Origin of the sequence: Blautia fusiformis (assembly GCF_020686995.1) — a bacterium.
In the GTDB taxonomy this organism is placed as follows: domain Bacteria; phylum Bacillota; class Clostridia; order Lachnospirales; family Lachnospiraceae; genus Blautia_A; species Blautia_A fusiformis.
The window spans coordinates 91,115-110,925 of record NZ_JAJEPT010000008.1 but is presented as its reverse complement, the minus strand read 5'-3'; the positions used below and the strand labels follow the sequence as shown (position 1 = coordinate 110,925).

Here is a 19,811-nt window from a genome sequence, read left to right as displayed (position 1 = left end):
CTATAAAACAGGGGATTTTTTTCTTGCACCGCTGTTTTTTTGTGATAAACTGTAAAAAAGACAGAAAAAAAGATAAACAAGAGGTGTGATATGCTGGAAAAATTTAACAGCTTTATGGAGAAATGGATGGCTTTTGTGACGCCGGCCTGTCTGCTTACGGGGGTACTGTTTCCGGATATTGCAAAGCATGGCGTGCCCTATGTGACGTATGCTTTTGCATTTATGACCTTTATCGGTGCGCTGAAATCCAGGTTCCGTGATGTAGCAGATGTGTTTAAGCGGCCGCTTCCGCTGATCCTGATGCTGCTGATCCTTCATGTGCTGGGACCGGTGGCCGCCTGCGGTCTGGGACATCTTCTGTTCCCGGGCAATATGAATTATATCACAGGAATGGTGCTGGAATTTTCCGTACCTGCAGCGGTGATCAGTCTGATGTGGGTATCCATTTATAATGGAAACAGTCCACTGTCACTTTCGCTGGTTGTGATCGATACGATCCTGGCTCCCTTTCTGATCCCGGCAGTATTGAAGCTCCTGGTGGGCTCCAGCGTAAAAATGGATACTGTGGGAATGATGAAGGAGCTGGTTTTCATGATCGCTCTGCCGGCAGTCCTTGCCATGTGCCTTAATGAAGTCAGCCATGGAAAGGTTATGGAGACCTGGCCGAAAAAGCTGGCGCCTTTTTCAAAAATGTGCCTGATCTTTGTGGTAACCTCTAACTCCTCCAAGGTTTCTCCTTATATGAAGCATCTTAATGGAGAACGGCTGGAGGTAGCAGCAGCGATCCTGGTCCTGGCAGCAGGGGGATATGCCATTGGCTGGATCATTGCCATTCTTACAAGGCAGAATAAAGCGGCAACGGTTTCCATGATCTATGGTTCCGGAATGCGGAACATCAGCGCCGGTGCGGTGATCGCGGGAGCGTATTTTCCGGCGGAAACATTATTTCCGGTTATGATCGGAACGTTATTTCAGCAGATCCTGGCGGCTTTTTACGGAAGTATGATGCGCCGGATCCAGACCGGACAGCAGGAAAGGGAGAAGGAGCATGGAGTTTCAGCATGAATTGATCATTCCCAATGAAGGATTTCCTTTTAAGCTTTTTCTTTTTGAAGGAAGAAACGGAAATTATGTAAGGGAAAAACACTGGCATACTTCGATCGAGATCTTTGCGGTGATGGAGGGGAGCCTTTATTTCTATATCGATGAGAAAGAGTATCCTCTGAAGGCAGGGGAGTTTCTGATCATTAATTCCAATGAAGTACATTCTATTCAGGCGCCAGTACGTAATGAGACCATCGTACTGCAGATCCCGCTGAAGCAGTTTTCGGATTATTTTACCGCTCAGAGATTTATCCGTTTTCGGAGCAGAAACGAAGAGTCTGAGGAAACAGACAGGCGGATGGTTTCTCTGATCCGGGAGATGTATCGGGTGTACGTATCCGGGGAAACGGGGTACGAATTCCGTATCAGGGCAGTGTTCTATGAAGTCCTTTATCTTATGGTTTCTGCATACAGGGAAACAGAGGTGGAGGAGAATGCGCTGAAGATCAGCCGCAGATTGGATGCTTTGTCAAAAATAACCACTTATATGCGGGAGCATTACAAGGAGGATCTCAGGCTTTCCGGACTTGCAGCCATGTTCGGATATTCCGATGCATATCTGTCAAGAATGTTCCGGAAATATGCGAAGGTCAATTTTAAGACATATTTACAGGATATCCGCATGGCATACGCCTATAAGGAGCTTTTGCATACAGATCATACCATCAGCTCTATCGCACTTGACAACGGGTTTGCAAGCAGCAGGGCTTTTTCCAGGGAATTTGTAAAGCGTTACGGGATCCTGCCGGGAAGAGTGGAGCGTCAGAATCATAAAAATGTCAAAAAAGTGCTATGAATGAGTCAAGAAAAGCGGCGAAAAGCATACCATGATGTGGTATGCTTTTTTCAGTTCAAAACGAAGATACAGAGAAGCTGTGAAACAGTAATTTTGTAAGGAGGGTTAAATCGTGAAAATTCAGAAAGTAACAGATCCGGCTTTCCGCAGATACGGAAAGGTTCTGGAGGGATACAATTTCGGTCCGCTTCTGAAGGAGATGAAGCATACACCGGTTCCGGAGGATGTGGTATATGTTCCGTCAGCAGAGGATCTGGAAGCTCTCGATGTGGAAAAAGAGCTGAAAAACAGAGCGTTTGGTGGATTACCTGTCCAGATCGGATATTGCAATGGTCACAATAAAAAGCTGAATGCCCTGGAATATCATCGGAATTCCGAGATCAATGTAGCAGTGACAGATCTTGTACTGCTTATCGGACATCAGCAGGATATAGAAGAGGATCTTACATACGATACCTCAAAGGTGGAGGCATTTCTGGTACCGGCAGGAACCGGGATCGAGGTTTATGCCACAACGCTCCACTATGCACCGTGTCATGTGAATGAGAGTGGATTTCAGTGTGTAGTTGTTCTTCCAAGAGGAACCAACACAGAGATTGATTTTCCGATGTCAGAGGACGGAGAGGACGGTCTGATGACAGCCAGAAATAAATGGCTTATCGCTCATGAGGATGCGAAGATCGAAGGCGCATTCAATGGATTGAAGGGTGAAAATATCACACTTGACTGATTTTGGGTGAAGTGAATAGTTACAAACGAACAATAATATCACCGGTGGAAAATCTGCCGGATATAAAAAGGAGAATGAAGATTATGAACAACATGCCAGAAGTTAAGATCGGAATCGTTGCAGTCAGCAGAGATTGTTTTCCGGAAAGCCTTTCCGTAAACAGGAGAAAAGCTCTTGTAGAAGCTTACACAAAGAAATACGATGCAAAGGATATCTACGAATGTCCGGTCTGTATCGTAGAGAGTGAGATCCATATGGTCCAGGCTCTGGAGGATATCAAAAAAGCAGGCTGTAACGCACTCTGTGTATATCTTGGAAACTTCGGACCGGAGATTTCTGAGACCCTTCTTGCAAAGCATTTCGAGGGACCGAAGATGTTTATCGCAGCAGCTGAGGAAACACAGGATAATCTCTGCCAGGGACGTGGAGATGCTTACTGCGGTATGCTGAATGCAAGCTACAACCTGCAGCTTCGTAATGTAAAAGCCTATATTCCGGAGTATCCGGTAGGTGATGCAGAGGACTGCGCGGATATGATCCATGAATTCCTTCCTATCGCAAGAGCGATCGAGGGATTGAGCAACCTGAAGATCATCAGCTTCGGACCGCGTCCTACAAACTTCCTTGCCTGCAATGCACCGATCAAACAGCTTTACAACCTTGGCGTTGAGATCGAGGAGAACTCAGAGCTGGATCTTTTCGAGGCATTCAACAAGCATGAAGGTGATGAAAGGATCCCGGCGATCGTAAAAGAGATGGAAGAAGAGCTTGGTGCGGGAAACAAGAAACCTGAGATCCTTCCGAAGCTTGCACAGTACGAGCTGACTCTGAAGGATTGGGTAAGAGATCACAAAGGATATCGTAAATATGTAACACTGACAGGAAAATGCTGGCCTGCATTCCAGACACAGTTTGGATTTGTTCCATGTTATGTAAACAGTCGTCTGACAGCACAGGGCATTCCGGTATCCTGTGAGGTTGATATCTATGGTACATTAAGTGAGTTTATCGGACAGGTAGTAAGTGATGATATCGTTACACTTCTTGATATCAATAACTCCGTTCCGAAGGATATGTACAAAGAATCTATCGAAGGAAAATTCAACTATACACTTCAGGATACCTTTATGGGATTCCATTGTGGAAACACAGCATCCAGCAAGCTGTCCTTCTGTGAGATGAAATATCAGATGATCATGGCAAGATCCCTTCCAATCGAGGTTACAAACGGAACTCTTGAGGGAGATATCAAGCCTGGAGATATCACCTTCTATCGTCTGCAGAGTACAGCGGACAACAAGCTTCGTGCATATATCGCACACGGCGAGGTTCTTCCGGTTGCAACACGTTCCTTCGGTGCTATCGGTGTATTTGCAATTCCGGAGATGGGACGTTTCTACCGTCACGTGCTGATCGAGGGAGGATTCCCGCATCACGGTGCTGTAGCATTCGGACATCACGGAAAAGCTCTCTTCGAGGTGTTCAAATACATTGGTGTACCGGTTGAAGAGATCGGTTACAATCAGCCGGCAGGCGTGAGATATCCGACAGAGAATCCTTGGAGATAATTAAAACAGGCAGGTAAGATCATCCGTACGTGCTGCCTGATACAAGCAAGTCTCCACTCGCTGCTTATTGCTTTTCGTAACCCCGCAGGGGACTTTCTTGATTTGGTTAAATACGATTCAGAAACCGCGGGCTCTCAGGCGTGCAGGCGCTGCGAACTGAGAGCTGCGGTTTCTGTATTTACAGGAGGAAAAATTACTATGTATTATATTGGCGTTGATCTTGGAACTTCCGCTGTAAAGCTTCTTCTTATGGAAGGATCCGGAAAGATCTGCAACATCGTATCAAAAGAATATCCGCTGTTCTTCCCCCATCCGGGCTGGTCTGAGCAGAATCCGGAGGACTGGTTCGCCCAGAGCATGGAAGGGATCAAAGAGCTCACAGAAGGGATTGACCGCAAAGAAGTAGCAGGAATCGGTTTTGGCGGTCAGATGCACGGTCTTGTAACTCTGGATAAAGATGACAATGTGATCCGTCCGGCGATTCTCTGGAATGACGGCCGTACCGGTGAGGAGACGGAATATCTTAATACGGTTATCGGAAAGGAAAAACTTTCTCAGTATACCGCAAACATTGCATTTGCAGGCTTCACTGCACCAAAGATACTCTGGATGCAGAAGCATGAGCCTGAGAATTTTAAAAAAGTGGTAAAGATCATGCTTCCGAAGGATTATCTTGCCTATCGCTTAAGCGGATCCTTCTGCACAGATGTATCCGATGCTTCCGGTATGCTTCTTCTGGATGTGAAGAACCGCTGTTGGTCAAAGGAAATGCTTGAGATCTGCCATATCACAGAGGAACAGCTTCCGAAGCTGTACGAGAGCTGGCAGGTAGTCGGAAACCTGAAAGCGGAAGTTGCAAAAGAGCTTGGCTTCTCAGAAGATGTGAAGGTTGTAGCAGGTGCAGGCGACAATGCTGCGGCAGCTGTCGGAACAGGAACGGTTGGCGATGGCCAGTGCAACATTTCCCTTGGAACATCCGGTACGATCTTTATTTCCAGCAAAGATTTCGGAGTGGATGAAAACAATGCACTGCATTCCTTTGACCATGCAGATGGAAGCTATCATCTGATGGGATGCATGTTAAGCGCTGCTTCCTGCAACAAATGGTGGTCAGAGGAGATCCTTAAGACAAAGGATTTTGTGGCAGAGCAGGCACCGATCCAAAAGCTTGGCGAGAATCAGGTATTCTTCCTTCCATATCTGATGGGAGAGAGATCTCCGCATAACAACCCGGATGCAAGAGGCGTATTTTTCGGAATGTCCATGGATACCACGAGAGCAGATATGACACAGGCTGTTCTGGAGGGAGTTGCTTTCGGACTTCGAGATTCCCTTGAGGTTGCAAGAAGCCTCGGGATCCATATTGAGCGCACCAAGATCTGCGGCGGCGGAGCTAAGAGCCCTCTCTGGAAAAAGATCATTGCAAATGTGATGAACCTGAAGGTGGATGTGCCGGAGAATGAGGAAGGCCCGTCCATGGGCGGTGCAATGCTGGCAGCAGTAGGCTGCGGCGAATACCCGGATGTAGAAACGATCTGTAATAAGCTGGTCAGGGTAGTAGATACGGTAGAACCGGAACCGGAGCTGGTTGCAAAATATGAAGAAAAATACCGGAAATTCCGCAAACTGTATCCGGCAATGAAAGAGTTGTTCAGATAACAGCCATTTTCACGGATAAATATTGTTCTGCTTCATAGGTATGGAGCACTGAACGGTTAAAGATCAGGAGCATGTCACAGCTCCTGATTTTTTCTGTACTGTCTTGGTGTACAGCCCTTGATTTTCGTAAAGACCTTTGTGTAATAATTAGAGTCCGAAAAACCGGACAGCAGTCCTGATTCTGTGATAGAACAGGAAGGATTTTCCAGATATTCCAGGCTGCGTTCAATGCGGTATTCCTGGATGTATCCGAAGAGTGTGATATTCATGCATTTTTTGAAAAGCCGGCTGCATTCGCTGGGACTTAAGTGGATCAGGTCTGCAACATCATTCAGGAGAATCTTTTCAGAGTAGTGTTCTGCGATATAGGACATGATCTGACGGATGCGGCGGTAGTTTTCTTCATCCTGACCGGATGGAAGAGTTGTCCGGGAGATCGTATTTTCATACAAGATCTTCCAGAAGTGCTGCAGTCTGGCGATGATCTCAAATTCATACATGGGTTCCCGGATACTGTCCAGGTCGATGATGTCACGGATATCTTTTATGGCCTCGGAATGCCATTTACAGGATAGATCAAGCGGTACAGCGGACAGGGAAAAGCTTCGGAGGATCGGTTCTGTATATTTCTGAAAAAGAAGGCTTCCCGAAAATCCGTAGATCAGTTTGGGGTCAAAGGTTATGGGGATATACTGACAGTCCTGATCCTGATACATATATCCGGCATGAAGGGCATTGGCATTGCCAAAGATTGCCTGTCCCTCTTTCAGGTGAAAGGTATTCTGATTGATCTTGTAGAGCATTTCGCCCTTTTCGATATAGGTAAGCTCGATCTCCGGATGCCAGTGCCACAGAAAGGAACCGGTCTCATAGCCGGAAAGCCGCTCGTAGCTTACCAGGAATGGGAAGGAGCTGTCTCCGTGTTTTTTCAGTTCTTTTCCGGCGGGATCTGTGATGATCTGCAAGGTGTTACCTCCTTCCTTCTGTGCGCGGATCCTGAAGTGTATATCTGCTTTTCATAGTGGAATTTATTTTATCAGAAAAGGCAGAAAATGCAAAGGGATATTCCGGGATCACCACAAAATAATACGGTTTTTACACAAAATTGTTATGGACAGAAAAGACGGGACTGTTATAATAAAAGTACATGAAGCGTTACTATTCACTGGTGATATTCTGCGCATTGCGAAGTGTGTTGCTGAGAACGGAGTGAACAGTAACCATGAAGCGTGACAGAGCGGAAGATTTTTTCAGGTTCTTCCGGATCTGGGGTGTAAACTATATAACAGGAGGAAGAAAAAATGGGAACAATTAAAATTCCGGCAGCAGAAGTGCTGAAAAAAATCTATGGAGAGACAGAGGAGAGTAGCGCCCGTTATACCAATCTTGCTGTGAATTTCGAGAAGAAATATCATCATGACAAGGCAGAGTTTTTTACTGCTCCGGGCCGTACGGAGATCATTGGCAACCATGTTGATCATAACGGCGGTCAGATCATTGCGGCAAGTATCGATCTGGATACCATCGGTGCTGCTTATCCAAACGGAACCAATGTGATCCATATGATCAGTGAGGGTTACAAACAGGAAGTAGTTGTTGATCTTGACAAGCTCAGCACAGAAACCTATACAAAAGGTACAGATGCTCTTGTTGCAGGTATTATGGAGTATATGCAGAAAAAAGGCTATGCTACCGGTGGATTTGACGCTTATGTTTCCACCAAGGTTATTGCCGCTGCAGGTGTAAGCTCTTCTGCTTCCTTTGAGATGCTTGTATGTGCGATCACCAATTATTTCTTTAATGAAGGTAAGCTGGAGTATGGCGAGTATGCGAGAGCAGGTCAGTATGCTGAGAATGTTTACTGGAAAAAGGCTTCCGGTCTGATGGACCAGATGGCTTGTGCTGCCGGCGGCCCGATCCTTCTGGATTTCTCTGATAAAGAGAATATCAGCTGTGAGAAGATCGCATTTTCCTTTGAGGATATGGGCTGCAGACTTGTGATCGTAAATACCGGTAAGGGCCATGCAGATCTCAGTGAGGAATATTCCTCTATTCCTATGGAGATGCGTGAGGCTGCGAAGGCTATGGGCGTAGAGCTTCTCTGTGAGTCCAATATGGAGAATCTTCTGGCACATGTGAAGGATATTCCGAATGACCGTGCTGTTCTTCGTGCGATGCATTTTTATGAAGAGAACAGACGTGTTGCAGATGCTGTGAAGGCTGTTGAGAATAAAGACGGTGAGGGATTCCTGCGTCTTCTTGAGGAGTCCGGTAATTCTTCCTGGGAGTGGCTGCAGAACTGTTATTCTCTGCAGAATTGCAAGGAGCAGAAGATCACGTTGAGTCTGGCGCTTACCAAGCTGTTTCTGAATAAGATCGGTGCTGGTATCTGCAGAGTTCATGGTGGTGGTTTTGCAGGAGTTATCATGTGCGTGCTTCCGATCGAGAACGCAGATGCGTATGTGGACTATATGGCTCAGTATGTTGGAAGGGAAAATGTCTATCCGATGAATATCAGGAGTACAGGGGCTGTTCATGTTGAGTGATTTTTGATGGCATAACGAACGTCATGGAGGGCGATTCGTTTCCGAATGCGGCTTTGGCGGCATCCGGAAATGAACCGCCCTTTGCGCTGTACTATGATTTTTTATTTTTTAATCAAAATTTTATGATTTGTTTCTGATTTAAATTTATGGGTTATGGTATAATGAGAAAAATTTTAAGAGAGTAATAAAAAAGAATTTGCAGAAGTTTTCAAGGTGAGGTTTCTGGAGTTGTTTTGAGTTTTGTTTTTTCATTATATTTCATAAGAAAGGTTTGACATATTTATGAGCAGAAGAGAGTTTCTTGAGGTTTTACGGGGGCAGCTGTCCGGACAGATGACCCAGGGGAGAGCTGCGGCTCATGTGCGGTATTATGAGGATTACATTCAGTCTCAGGTCCGGAACGGTCGAAGTGAATCAGATGTTCTGGCAGAACTGGGGGATCCCAGGCTGATCGCCAAGACTTTGATCGATACAGATGACAGTGCAGCTGTTTATGATGAGTCTGGTTATTCTGAAGAGAGCTATGGTGCAGATGATTATGCGGATAATGGGACGGAGAGCAGTGCCGGAAAGGCAAGAAGCTTTAAACTGGATCTGAGCACATGGTATGGAAAGGCAATCGTGATCGCTATTGCAGCGTTAATTGTGATACTTTTAACAACTGTTTTGGTGGCAGTTGCTCCATTTTTGATAATTTTTGGTATAGTTTTGTATTTAATATCCTGGTACAGGAAGAAAAAAGTATAAGTGTTCCACAATAGCTGTGAATTAAAGACAATTTCCGCGTAATGAAATGGATTGCTTGTGAAAAAAGTATTTATAAGATTTGCATAAAAAATATGTGTTTGGTCTTGATTTATAGTGGATTTTACTGTATAATCTGGGTTAACAAGTTGAGATTGTGTCTGTTTTGTATAAAAACAGATGATGCCATTGAGAAGAGAGAACGGCAGAAGATATACATCGAAGGATGTGTTATTTTCTGCCGATTTTTTTATCTGTTTTTTATGGAAGGTGATCAGAATGGATTGCCTTATTGGGGTACGATAAATTGTATAAAATAGATAAAAAAATAATTATTATCAAATAATAATTGTCTAAAATAAATAAAGAAATATTGAAAAATAGGGAAATAACTGTTGATTATATGCAAGGAATATGTTATCATTTGGTAAAAAGTTGGTAAAGATAACAAATGCGCAAATACAAAGGAGGGTAGTGAGAGGGCATTTTTGACAGCAGAACGTAAATGAGAGTTTTGCTTAATGTATTGGGGTAATTGCTGGAAGATATAACGGAAATGTTTTTCAGCAGAATGTGTAATGAGCAACATGATCAGCACTGTCAGGAGGACAGAGATATCGTGATGATGCAGCTGATCGGTAGTACGTAAATTTATGAAAAGCAGGTGATATACAATGAAAAGTAAAAAATCTTTTTTCAGGACAGTGGAGCCTTATCTCTATCTGGTTCCTGTAATGATCCTTTTTATACTGTTTGTATTCTGGCCGTTCGTTAAGACGATCCAGCTGAGCTTTGCCAGAACCACACCTCTTGGTCAGGTGGCACAGTATGTAGGACTTGACAACTATACGAATATTTTTACAGATGGAACGTTCCTTAACAGTTTGGTGACAACACTGAAATTTTCTGTTATGCGAGTTATCCTTTCTATTGTGCTCGGTTTTATACTGGCGATCATCAGTACAGAGAAGATCAGGGCAAAGGGATTTTTCCGTACTGTATATGCACTTCCGATGGCTATTTCCGCAGCAGCGGCATCTGTAGTGTTCATGTTTATTTTCCACAGCTCTCTGGGTATCCTGAACAGGGCTCTCGGAACTCATATCGGATGGCTGACAGATAAGAAATATGCACTGATCGCAGTTACGATCGTTAGTGTATGGATGGCGATCGGTATGAATTTCATTTACCTTACTGCAGCGATCCAGAGTGTACCGGCTGAGCTTTATGAGAGCGTTGCCCTGGATGGAGCGAATTTCTTCCAGAAGCACCGTCATGTAACGATTCCGTCAATCTCTCCGACACTGTTCTTCCTTCTCATCATCAATGTCATCAACTCCGTACAGGCATACGCAGAGTTCAAGATGATGACCCAGGGCGGACCGGCAGAGAGTACCAACGTTATCGTGTATGAGATTTACCAGGAGGCATTTATCAACAGCCGTTTCGGTGTGGCCTGTTCAGAATCCGTAATTCTGTTTGTTATTTTGATCATCCTGACTGCACTGCAGTTTAGACTGGAAAAGAAGGTGACCTACTGATGAAAGAAAAACCATATGTAAAAGTGGCGATGTATGCGCTGAATATTATTTTTGCAATTATTATTATTGTTCCTGTTATCTACTGTTTCAATGTTAGTATGATGGATCTGAAGGAGATCTACGGCGGAAAGTTCTGGCCGTCCCATCTGACTATCGAGAACTACACAAGAGCATTTCAGCTTGCACCGTTCTTTACCTTCATTAAGAACTCACTGATCGTATCCGGTGTTATCACATTTGCTCAGGTCGTTACAGGTGCTCTTGCAGCATATGCTTTTGCAATGATGGAGTTCAAAGGCAAAAAGGTCCTGTTCTATATTATGCTGGCAACCATGATGATCCCGAGCCAGGCGATCATCATCGCAAACTACCTGACTATTGCTGACTGGGGTATCCGTAATACATACGCAGCGCTGATCCTTCCTAATGCAGCAGCAGCTTTTGCGGTATTCAACATGCGTCAGGCATTCCTGACACTGCCGAAGGAGATCCATGAGGCGGCAGAGATTGACGGATGTACAAATTTCAAGTTCTTATATACCATCGGTGTTCCGCTTATCAAACCATCACTGGGTGCTCTGATCATCTATGTATTCCTTCAGAGCTGGAACTACTATCTGTGGCCACTGCTTGTAACAGACAGTGTAAATATGAGAACGGTTCAGATCGGTCTTGGTATGCTTCAGGGGGCTGAGGCAACAGACTTCCGACCGGTTATGGCTGGTGCTATGGTTATCCTGATTCCGTCGATCCTTGTATTTATCATTGGTCAGAAGCAGATGATCAGTGGTCTGACAGCAGGTGCTGTTAAGGGTTGATCCAATCACATAAGAGCAAGTAGCAAAAATGTTAATTTGTCCGACCTGTATTGGGGCGGGTCGGACCATTATAAAAGGAGGGTTTCTATATGAACAACAAAAAATGGATGGCGATTCTTTTAGGAGGAATCATGGCTGCATCTCTGGCAGCTCCGTGCTCAGTAAGTGCAGCTGAGAAAACAACACTTACATTCTGGCATGCAATGGGCGGCACAAACGGTGAGGTGCTTCAGCAGATCGTGGATGATTTCAACGCATCCCAGGATGAGATCGAGGTTAAAGCTGAGTATCAGGGAACCTATGATGATACCATCACAAAACTGAAAGCTGCTATGCAGAGTGACTCCGGTCTTCCGGATGTTTGCCAGATGTATGACGTAGGAACAAAGTTCATGTATGACAGTGGTGCTGTCATTCCTGTAGAAGACAAATTTGAAAGCACAGGCTATGATAAGAGCTCTGTTATGGGGGTTATCAGCAGTTACTATACCGTAGACGGCAAGCAGTATTCAATGCCATTTAACGTATCCACACCTATGCTGTATTACAACAAAGACGTATTTGAGGCAGCAGGACTTGATCCTGAAACTCCGCCGACAACTTATGATGAGGTTCTTGAGGATGCCAAGAAGATCGTAGAGAGCGGAGCAGCTCCGGTTGGTTATTCACAGGCTATTTACGGATGGTTCTTTGAGCAGCAGCTTGCAGGACTTGGCGTAACATACGGAAACAATGACAATGGACGTACAGAGGCAGTTACAGCTGTTGATTTTGATTCCAACGGCGGTGGCCTAAAAGTATTTGATATGTGGAAAAAGCTGTATGATTCCGGATGCTTCGAAGATTACGGAACAACAACAGCAGATACTCAGACAGCATTCTTCTCCGGACAGGTTGGTATGATCATCGAGTCTACTGCTATCCTGAAAAATGCAGTTGATTCTTCTCCGTTCGAAGTTGGTACAGGATATCTTCCGAGAATCGAGCAGAATGATGAAGGCGGTGTTATCATCGGTGGTGGATCCCTGTGGCTTACAGATACAGGCAACGAAGCTAACGAAGATGCAGCATGGAAATTCATCGAGTACATCACAACTCCTGATGTACAGGCTAAATGGTCCATGGGTACAGGATACTTTGCGATCAACGAGAAAGCTTATGAGACAGAGGATATGAAGGCTTACCTCAAAGAAAACCCGAACTTCGAGACAGCTATCAACCAGCTGAAGGATTCTCCTGTAAACTGCAATACAGCAGGTGTTCTCTCAGGTGTACAGACAGAAGCCCGTCTTACATTCAACGAGATCATGCCGCAGGTATATGATGGCAAGCTTACAACTCAGGACGCTGTTGATCAGCTTGCAGCTTCTGTAAACAAAGCGATCGAGAACTATAACGAGTCTATTAAATAATCAGAATGCCCTCTGATCAGTAGATAGAGCAACAGATAGGGATACCGCCGCCGGGCGCCGGTATCCCTGCTGTTTTACATGCTGTGAGACTACAGATCATGTATATCCGGGGTATAGGATCATATGAAAAACTGCGTAGTGAGACGGACGGAGTGAGTCCGGCTGACTAGACAGCTTTCGAATGGAGTGAGTGTGGCCTGCGGCGTTCGTGCAAGGCAAAATGAAGTGATGCGCGATTGGCGTTATCACCGGCAGAAAATAATGTTACAACAGGAAAGGAGCAAATTTATGGGCGGAATTCTCGGAGCATGTAATGCAATATCGGATTATTTGCACACTTTAAATATGGGATCGACGCTGTTTCGGCTGATTCTTGCGATGTTTCTTGGATGTCTGATCGGTATTGATCGTGGAATGAAGAAGCGTGTGGCAGGTGTAAAAACACATATGATCGTCTGTATGGGGGCAACTCTGGTTATGATGACGGGCGATTTTATCCATGTATATTCTAATGGGGCAGGAATCGGAGATACTGCACGACTTGGCGCACAGGTTGTCAGCGGGATTGGTTTTCTTGGAGTGGGAACTATCATTGTGACCGGACAGAGACATGTATCCGGTCTTACGACAGCAGCCAGTCTTTGGACTTCTGCGTGTATCGGACTTGCTGTGGGAATCGGCTTTTACAGCGGTGCGATCTTTACCACGCTGGGGCTTATTCTGGTGTTCAAATATGCGAAATATATAGAGGTTTATGTGGAAGAGCATTCCAATACCTATGACGTATATATGGAGTTTGAAAATGAAGACAAGATGAGTATGGTCATAAAGAAGCTCCGGGAAGAGGACATCATGATCTCCAACGTAGTTATCATCAAAAAGAGATCCAAAACACAGAGTGTGGTGATCCAGGCAACAATGGAGGCTGCCAAATGGAAAGCACGCCATACTGTATTTCGTGAGGTAAGACAGCAGGAAGGAGTTATTTCTGTGGAGGAAATATGATCGGGAATCGGGAATACAATGAAACTTATCATGTTTTTGAGAAAGTTAAGAGCATGTTAAAGAAAAAACGATGTATTTTACGAAAAATGCACTTGAAATATGAAGAATAGTCTGATACAATGAATACAAAGTGAAGAAGGAATCTGATTCAGCTTGCTGAATACAGAGAATGCCATTGAGAACAGAGACCGGCATGAAGACACATGGATAAGTGTGTTTTTATGCCGGCTATTTTTATGCGCAAATGTTAATGTTTCAAAAGGATTACAAGGGTTACAAAGGGTTACGGCATAAAAATAATGGCATATTCACTTGAAAGATTGCTGTTCGTAAGCAGTACTCCTCGCAGAATATATACCTGCGGACGGCAATGCTTGTGTTGCAACGGATATTCTGCTGTTTCCGGCGCAGAGAAAGCCGGGGACAGTTCAGAAGATCCGCAAACAGGAAAGGAGAAACAGATCTATGTATGATGTGATCATTATCGGAGCAGGAGTTTCCGGAGCGGCAGCGGCGAGAGAGCTTTCAAGATATCGGCTGAAAATCTGCGTTCTGGAGCGAGAAGAGGATGTATGCTGTGGAACTTCCAAGGCAAACAGCGGAATCGCTCATTCCGGTTATGATGCAGAACCGGGAAGCCTTATGGCGGAACTGAATGTGAAGGGCAGCAATATGATGGGACAGCTTTCGAAGGAACTGGATTTTCCTTTTAAACAGACTGGTTCACTGACTGTCTGTACAACTGAGAATGGAATCGCCATGCTGCATAAGCTGCGTGAAAGAGGACTGAAAAACGGAGTAGAGGGACTGAGGATCCTTGACAGAGAAGAGGCACTTGCCATGGAGCCGAATCTGTCTGATCAGGTGCTGGCAGCGCTGTATGCACCGACAGCCGGAATTGTCTGTCCCTTTGAGCTGAACATTGCAATGGCAGAGAATGCATATAACAATGGTGTGGAATTTAAATTTGACACAGAAGTAAAGAACATCCGGAAACAGGAAAAAGGTTTTGTTGTGGAAACCTCAAAGGGTGATCTTGAGACAGGCTGTATCGTCAATGCTGCCGGGATCTATGCGGATGTTTTTCATAATATGGTAAGTGAGAAAAAACTGCATATCACTCCTCGTAAGGGTGAGTATATGCTTCTTGATAAAAGTGCAGGAATACATGTGAATCATACGATCTTTGCACTTCCAAATAAGAACGGAAAAGGAGTTCTGGTAACACAGACTGTTCACGGTAATCTTCTGATCGGGCCTACAGCTACGGATTTGGAGGATCGGGAGGAAACAGCGACTACATCAGAGGGGATGGAGGAAGTAAGTGCCAAATCCCGGAAAACAGTAAAGGATATTCCGATGCGAAAGGTGATCACAAGCTTTGCAGGGCTTCGAGCTATCGAGGACGGTATGGATTTTGTGATCGAAGAGGTGGAGGATGCTCCTGGATTTATCGATTGTGCAGGAATCGCATCCCCGGGACTTACCAGCTCACCGGCCATTGGCTGTATGGTTGCTGACATCGTAAAAGAAAAATTACATCCGGAAGTAAATCCGGATTTTGATCCGGTGAGAAAAGGGATCCTGGATCCGTCAGAGCTTTCTCTGGAAGAAAGAAATGAGCTGATCAAAAGATCACCGGAATATGGAAATATCATCTGCAGATGTGAGATGATCTCTGAGGGAGAGATCCTGGATGCGATCCGAAGACCGCTTGGAGCGAAATCCCTGGACGGAGTAAAACGTCGTACAAGAGCAGGAATGGGAAGATGTCAGTCAGGCTTCTGCTCTCCCAGAACAATGGAAATCCTCAGCCGAGAGCTTGGCATTTCCATGGAGGAGATCACAAAAACAGGCGGAGCTTCCAGACTGATCGAAGGAATCAACAAGAAAATTGCAGAGGAGGGCGAGAACCATGAATGATAAGATTATGGTGAAGAGAGATATCGTGATCATAGGCGGAGGCCCTGCAGGACTGGCAGCAGCCCTGGCTGCAAAGAAAGAGGGAGCAGAGAGTATCCTGATCCTGGAACGTGATAAGGAACTGGGCGGGATCCTGAATCAGTGTATCCATAATGGATTTGGCCTTCATACATTTCAGGAGGAGCTGACAGGACCGGAATATGCGGCACGTTTTATCCGGATGGTAAAAGAGCAGCAGATCGAGTACCGGCTGAACACCATGGTCATGGATATCAGCCAGGATAAGGTGATCACTGCCATGAGCCGCCAGGAGGGAATGTATCAGATCCGGGCAAAAGCTGTGATCCTTGCCATGGGCTGCAGAGAGAGACCGCGAGGTGCACTGAACATTCCGGGATATCGACCGGCAGGCATTTATTCAGCAGGAACAGCACAGCGCCTTGTAAACATGGAAGGATTTATGCCGGGAAAAAAAGTAGTGATCCTGGGATCCGGTGATATCGGACTGATCATGGCTAGACGTATGACGCTGGAAGGTGCAGAGGTTAAGGCAGTGGCAGAATTGATGCCATATTCCGGAGGCCTGAAGCGAAATATCGTGCAGTGCCTGGATGACTTTGGAATCCCGTTGAAGCTTAGCCATACAGTGGTTGACATAAAAGGAAAAGAACGTGTGGAAGGAATCACTCTTGCAGAGGTAGACGAAAACAGACGCCCGATTCCCGGTACAGAGGAATTTTTTGAATGCGATACGCTTCTTCTTTCTGTTGGTCTGATCCCAGAGAATGAGCTTTCCGGACAGGCAGGTGTGAAGCTGAGCAATGTGACTTCCGGACCGGTGGTAAACGAAAGTCTGGAGACAAATGTAGAAGGTATTTTTGCCTGCGGAAATGTTCTTCATGTTCACGATCTGGTGGATTTTGTTTCGGAGGAAGCCGGCAATGCAGGAAGAAATGCGGCTCTTTATATAAACAACAATGGAGAGGATAAAATACCGGAAGAGATGAAGATCACACTTTCGCCCCAAAACGGAGTCCGCTATACAGTGCCGTCTGAGATCCGTACCGGTCATATGGCGGAGGAGCAGCTGGTCCGCTTCCGTGTGGGAAATGTATATAAAAATTGTTACATCCGTGCATATCTGGATGGAGAACGGATCTTTTCCAGAAAAAAACAGGTGGCAGCACCCGGAGAGATGGAACAGATCAAATTGAAAAAAGAGCAGCTTCTTTCCATTCTGGAAGGAAAACAGAAACAGGATAAACATGAACTTGTGATCCAGGTGGAGGAGTGATGAAAATGGAAAAAAGGAATCTTACTTGTATCGGATGTCCTATGGGATGCGCCCTTCTGGTGGAAATGAATGGAAAAGAAATCATTTCCGTCACAGGAAATACCTGTAAAAAAGGTGCGGAATATGCAGTGAAGGAAGTGACAGATCCGACCAGGATCGTGACAACGACCGTGCGTGTGAAGAATGGAAGCATGCCGGTGGTGTCAGTAAAGACAGCACAGGATATTCCGAAAGGAAAGATTTTTGACTGTGTGGATGCGCTGCGGGATGTATGTGTGGAAGCGCCGGTTCAGATTGGGGACGTGATCCTGGAGAATGCAGCAGGTACAGGTGTGGATATCGTGGCTACAGGAAATGTGAAGCAGATCATACAGTGATCTGCAAAGGATATATATGGCGATCTGTATGCTTATAATATGTCAGCCCTCTGGCAGACAAAGCGAATAAAATAAACCTGAAAAGGCTTTTTTATCGCTTTGTTTGCCATGAAATAAAATGTACAAAATGCACAAAAGATATTAGCACTTAAAAGAATAATTAATTAAAAAATAACAAAAAAATGCACAAAAGTCGATAAAAAATGTTGAAAATAAATAAAAGCTATGATATAATCAGAAATATGAATTGGCAAAAATGCTCACAACGATGTAATGCATTGAATGGAGGATGATTAGAATGAAAGTATTTGGACATCGTGGTTTCAGCGGAGAATATCCGGAGAATACAATGCTGGCGTTTCAGAAGGCAGTGGAGGCTGGTTGCGAGGGGATCGAGCTTGATGTGCAGCTGACCAAGGATCTGGTTCCGGTGATCATGCACGATGAGAAGGTTGATCGTACCACAGATGGAAACGGGTATATCTATGATCTTACATATGCTGAGCTGTGTAAACTGGATTGCAGTTATCCGGATAAGTTTGCCGGAAAATTCGGCAGGCTTCAGATTCCGACTCTGAGAGAGTATTTGGAGTGGATGGCAGAGGAGGAAGATCTGATTACAAACATCGAGCTGAAGAACAGTGTTTATTATTATGGTGGTATGGAAGAGAAGGTCATTGATATGATCTGCGAATATGGTCTGGAGGATCGGATCATCCTTTCCTCTTTCAATAACGCATCCATTGTATTGTGCAGACAGAGTGATGAGACTATTGCAGGAGGCTTTCTGGTAGAGAAATATGTGGATAATGCAGGGGTTTATGCAAGAACCTGTGATGTGCAGTATTATCATCCGAATCTGGAATACCTGAAGGAAGAACATGTACGCAGCTGTTCCCAGAATGGGATCGGGGTGAATGTCTGGACTGTAAACGAGGAAGAGGATATGAGAAGGATGAAGAAATGGGGAGTAAACTCCATCATTACCAATTATCCGGACAGAGGAAGAGCAGTGGCAGACGAGGATTGAAACTGCGATGTAAAGGCGCTTTCTGTGAGGCACATACAGGAGGCAGGCTAAATTTGAAATCTCCGGCAGGAGGGGGTCCTGCTGCAGATCTATATAAGCAAAATAAAAAAACTATAATAATGTATATGGAGGAGTTTTACAATGGAGAAAGAAACAAGACCTTTTATTTCCTGGCAGCTTGCAGACGATTTTATGACTGCAGTATTTGAGAAAATGGGAGTTCCGACGGAGGATGCAAGACTTTGCGCTGATGTACTTCTGGAAAGTGACAGACGTGGAATCGAGAGCCATGGCTGCAACCGCTTTAAACCGATCTATATCGACCGTATCAAATCCGGAATCTTAAATCCTGTAACAAAGATCGATATTCTTAAAGAGACACCGACAACTGCAGTTCTTGATGCTAACGATGGTATGGGAATGGTAGCCAGCAAGAAGGCTATGGACATGTGTATCGAAAAAGCACATAAATACGGCATGGGTATGGTTGCAGTCCGTAACTCTTCCCATTATGGAATCGCAGGCTACTGGACAGGTCTCGCAGCAAAGGAGAATATGATCGGTATCAGCGGTACTAACGCAAGACCATCTGTTGCACCGACATTTGGTGTTGAGAATATGCTTGGAACCAACCCATTAACATTTAGTATGCCTACAGATGAGCCGTTCCCGTTTACACTGGACTGTGCAACATCTGTTATCCAGAATGGCAAGATCGAATACTACGCACGTATCAACCATGATACTCCTAAGGGTCTTGTTATTTCCAGAGAAGGAGAGGAGCTTACAGATAGTGCAGAGATCCTTAAGAAGATCAGAAGCCAGCAGGCAGCACTTGCTCCTCTCGGTGGATTTGGTGAGACAACCGGAGGATATAAGGGATACGGATACTCTACGGTTGTTGAGATCCTTTCCGCTGCTCTTCAGTCCGGTCTCTTCCTGAAAGCTCTGGATGGTAAGGATGAGGAAGGAAAGATCCGTCCATATCATCTTGGACATTTCTTTATTGCTATCGACACAGAGGCATTTATGGGTGCAGAGGCATTCAAGAAAACATGCGGTGATATCCTGAGAGACCTGAGAGGCTCCGAGAAGGCTCCTGGACAGGAACGTATCTACACAGCAGGCGAGAAGGAATATGATGTATGGATGTATCGTAAGGATAAGGGAGTTCCGGTGACAGAGGCAGTTCAGAAAGAGTTTATCGGACTTCGCGATGAATTCGGACTTACACAGTTCAAATTCCCGTTTGAGAAATAATGTA

17 protein-coding genes are annotated in these 19,811 nt (G+C 45.0%); 16 read left to right on the top strand and 1 reads right to left on the bottom strand.

Annotated features, from left to right (window positions below):
* Positions 1 to 90: 90 nt before the first annotated feature.
* The 5 genes from LKD46_RS08680 to xylB all read left to right on the top strand — a co-directional run bounded on the left by LKD46_RS08680 (position 91) and on the right by xylB (position 5,857).
* The gene (locus LKD46_RS08680; RefSeq protein ID WP_110102825.1) at positions 91 to 1,065 is read left to right on the top strand and encodes a bile acid:sodium symporter family protein; all 975 of its coding nucleotides are present in this window, start codon (positions 91 to 93) and stop codon (positions 1,063 to 1,065) included.
* Positions 1,049 to 1,900 carry an AraC family transcriptional regulator gene (locus LKD46_RS08675; protein ID WP_015527463.1) on the top strand — a complete coding sequence of 284 codons (852 nt, stop codon included), beginning with the start codon at positions 1,049 to 1,051 and terminating at the stop codon, positions 1,898 to 1,900. The genes LKD46_RS08680 and LKD46_RS08675 overlap by 17 nt, the downstream gene beginning before the upstream one ends.
* Positions 1,901 to 2,012: 112 nt before the next feature.
* Entirely contained in the window at positions 2,013 to 2,630 is a 618-nt protein-coding gene (locus tag LKD46_RS08670) for a DUF4867 family protein (protein ID WP_227574024.1), read from the top strand.
* A gap of 83 nt (positions 2,631 to 2,713) precedes the next feature.
* Positions 2,714 to 4,198, top strand: coding sequence for an L-fucose/L-arabinose isomerase family protein (locus tag LKD46_RS08665; RefSeq protein WP_110102823.1), 1,485 nt, complete (start codon positions 2,714 to 2,716; stop codon positions 4,196 to 4,198).
* 198 nt (positions 4,199 to 4,396) lie between these two features.
* On the top strand, positions 4,397 to 5,857 hold the full coding sequence (xylB, locus tag LKD46_RS08660; protein ID WP_059086154.1) for a xylulokinase: 1,461 nt from the start codon (positions 4,397 to 4,399) through the stop codon (positions 5,855 to 5,857).
* Positions 5,858 to 5,931: 74 nt separating this feature from the next.
* On the opposite strand, the gene LKD46_RS08655 is transcribed toward xylB, so the two are convergent.
* Positions 5,932 to 6,822 (bottom strand): AraC family transcriptional regulator, encoded by an 891-nt coding sequence (locus LKD46_RS08655; RefSeq protein ID WP_110102822.1) that lies wholly within the window; start codon positions 6,820 to 6,822, stop codon positions 5,932 to 5,934.
* A gap of 345 nt (positions 6,823 to 7,167) precedes the next feature.
* Here LKD46_RS08655 and LKD46_RS08650 point away from each other — a divergent pair, with 345 nt between their 5' ends.
* From LKD46_RS08650 to LKD46_RS08600, 11 genes are all read left to right on the top strand, one after another.
* Positions 7,168 to 8,403 carry a galactokinase gene (locus LKD46_RS08650; RefSeq protein WP_431833222.1) on the top strand — a complete coding sequence of 412 codons (1,236 nt, stop codon included), beginning with the start codon at positions 7,168 to 7,170 and terminating at the stop codon, positions 8,401 to 8,403.
* Positions 8,404 to 8,685: 282 nt separating this feature from the next.
* A complete protein-coding gene (locus tag LKD46_RS08645; RefSeq protein WP_022426942.1) occupies positions 8,686 to 9,150 on the top strand; it encodes a DUF1700 domain-containing protein in 465 nt (154 codons plus the stop codon).
* Between the two features lie 671 nt (positions 9,151 to 9,821).
* Positions 9,822 to 10,688: a carbohydrate ABC transporter permease gene (locus LKD46_RS08640; RefSeq protein WP_022426943.1), complete on the top strand. Its 867-nt coding sequence runs from the start codon at positions 9,822 to 9,824 to the stop codon at positions 10,686 to 10,688.
* Positions 10,688 to 11,506: a carbohydrate ABC transporter permease gene (locus LKD46_RS08635; protein WP_021651865.1), complete on the top strand. Its 819-nt coding sequence runs from the start codon at positions 10,688 to 10,690 to the stop codon at positions 11,504 to 11,506. The genes LKD46_RS08640 and LKD46_RS08635 overlap by 1 nt, the downstream gene beginning before the upstream one ends.
* An 89-nt stretch (positions 11,507 to 11,595) precedes the next feature.
* Positions 11,596 to 12,918, top strand: a complete 1,323-nt coding sequence (locus LKD46_RS08630) for an ABC transporter substrate-binding protein (RefSeq protein ID WP_110102820.1) — start codon at positions 11,596 to 11,598, stop codon at positions 12,916 to 12,918.
* Positions 12,919 to 13,206: 288 nt separating this feature from the next.
* A complete protein-coding gene (locus LKD46_RS08625) occupies positions 13,207 to 13,923 on the top strand; it encodes an MgtC/SapB family protein (protein WP_022426944.1) in 717 nt (238 codons plus the stop codon).
* Between the two features lie 465 nt (positions 13,924 to 14,388).
* Complete coding sequence (locus LKD46_RS08620) at positions 14,389 to 15,846, top strand: NAD(P)/FAD-dependent oxidoreductase (RefSeq protein ID WP_110102818.1); 1,458 nt, start codon at positions 14,389 to 14,391, stop codon at positions 15,844 to 15,846.
* A gap of 7 nt (positions 15,847 to 15,853) precedes the next feature.
* On the top strand, positions 15,854 to 17,140 hold the full coding sequence (locus tag LKD46_RS08615) for an NAD(P)/FAD-dependent oxidoreductase (protein ID WP_059086922.1): 1,287 nt from the start codon (positions 15,854 to 15,856) through the stop codon (positions 17,138 to 17,140).
* Positions 17,141 to 17,145: 5 nt separating this feature from the next.
* Entirely contained in the window at positions 17,146 to 17,517 is a 372-nt protein-coding gene (locus LKD46_RS08610) for a DUF1667 domain-containing protein (protein WP_022426946.1), read from the top strand.
* Positions 17,518 to 17,815: 298 nt separating this feature from the next.
* Complete coding sequence (locus tag LKD46_RS08605) at positions 17,816 to 18,547, top strand: glycerophosphodiester phosphodiesterase (protein WP_021976755.1); 732 nt, start codon at positions 17,816 to 17,818, stop codon at positions 18,545 to 18,547.
* A 141-nt stretch (positions 18,548 to 18,688) separates the two neighbouring features.
* The gene (locus LKD46_RS08600) at positions 18,689 to 19,807 is read left to right on the top strand and encodes an Ldh family oxidoreductase (protein ID WP_015527445.1); all 1,119 of its coding nucleotides are present in this window, start codon (positions 18,689 to 18,691) and stop codon (positions 19,805 to 19,807) included.
* Positions 19,808 to 19,811: the final 4 nt, after the last annotated feature.

What these genes read in the sequence shown, in the direction of transcription:
- LKD46_RS08680 (WP_110102825.1), top strand. Translation starts at nt 91, where the DNA reads ATGCTGGAAAAATTTAACAGCTTTATGGAGAAATGGATGGCTTTTGTG.
- xylB (WP_059086154.1), top strand. Translation starts at nt 4,397, where the DNA reads ATGTATTATATTGGCGTTGATCTTGGAACTTCCGCTGTAAAGCTTCTT.
- LKD46_RS08605 (WP_021976755.1), top strand. Translation starts at nt 17,816, where the DNA reads ATGAAAGTATTTGGACATCGTGGTTTCAGCGGAGAATATCCGGAGAAT.
- LKD46_RS08640 (WP_022426943.1), top strand. Translation starts at nt 9,822, where the DNA reads ATGAAAAGTAAAAAATCTTTTTTCAGGACAGTGGAGCCTTATCTCTAT.
- LKD46_RS08675 (WP_015527463.1), top strand. Translation starts at nt 1,049, where the DNA reads ATGGAGTTTCAGCATGAATTGATCATTCCCAATGAAGGATTTCCTTTT.
- LKD46_RS08615 (WP_059086922.1), top strand. Translation starts at nt 15,854, where the DNA reads ATGGTGAAGAGAGATATCGTGATCATAGGCGGAGGCCCTGCAGGACTG.
- LKD46_RS08635 (WP_021651865.1), top strand. Translation starts at nt 10,688, where the DNA reads ATGAAAGAAAAACCATATGTAAAAGTGGCGATGTATGCGCTGAATATT.
- LKD46_RS08600 (WP_015527445.1), top strand. Translation starts at nt 18,689, where the DNA reads ATGGAGAAAGAAACAAGACCTTTTATTTCCTGGCAGCTTGCAGACGAT.
- LKD46_RS08610 (WP_022426946.1), top strand. Translation starts at nt 17,146, where the DNA reads ATGGAAAAAAGGAATCTTACTTGTATCGGATGTCCTATGGGATGCGCC.
- LKD46_RS08665 (WP_110102823.1), top strand. Translation starts at nt 2,714, where the DNA reads ATGAACAACATGCCAGAAGTTAAGATCGGAATCGTTGCAGTCAGCAGA.
- LKD46_RS08630 (WP_110102820.1), top strand. Translation starts at nt 11,596, where the DNA reads ATGAACAACAAAAAATGGATGGCGATTCTTTTAGGAGGAATCATGGCT.
- LKD46_RS08625 (WP_022426944.1), top strand. Translation starts at nt 13,207, where the DNA reads ATGGGCGGAATTCTCGGAGCATGTAATGCAATATCGGATTATTTGCAC.
- LKD46_RS08645 (WP_022426942.1), top strand. Translation starts at nt 8,686, where the DNA reads ATGAGCAGAAGAGAGTTTCTTGAGGTTTTACGGGGGCAGCTGTCCGGA.
- LKD46_RS08620 (WP_110102818.1), top strand. Translation starts at nt 14,389, where the DNA reads ATGTATGATGTGATCATTATCGGAGCAGGAGTTTCCGGAGCGGCAGCG.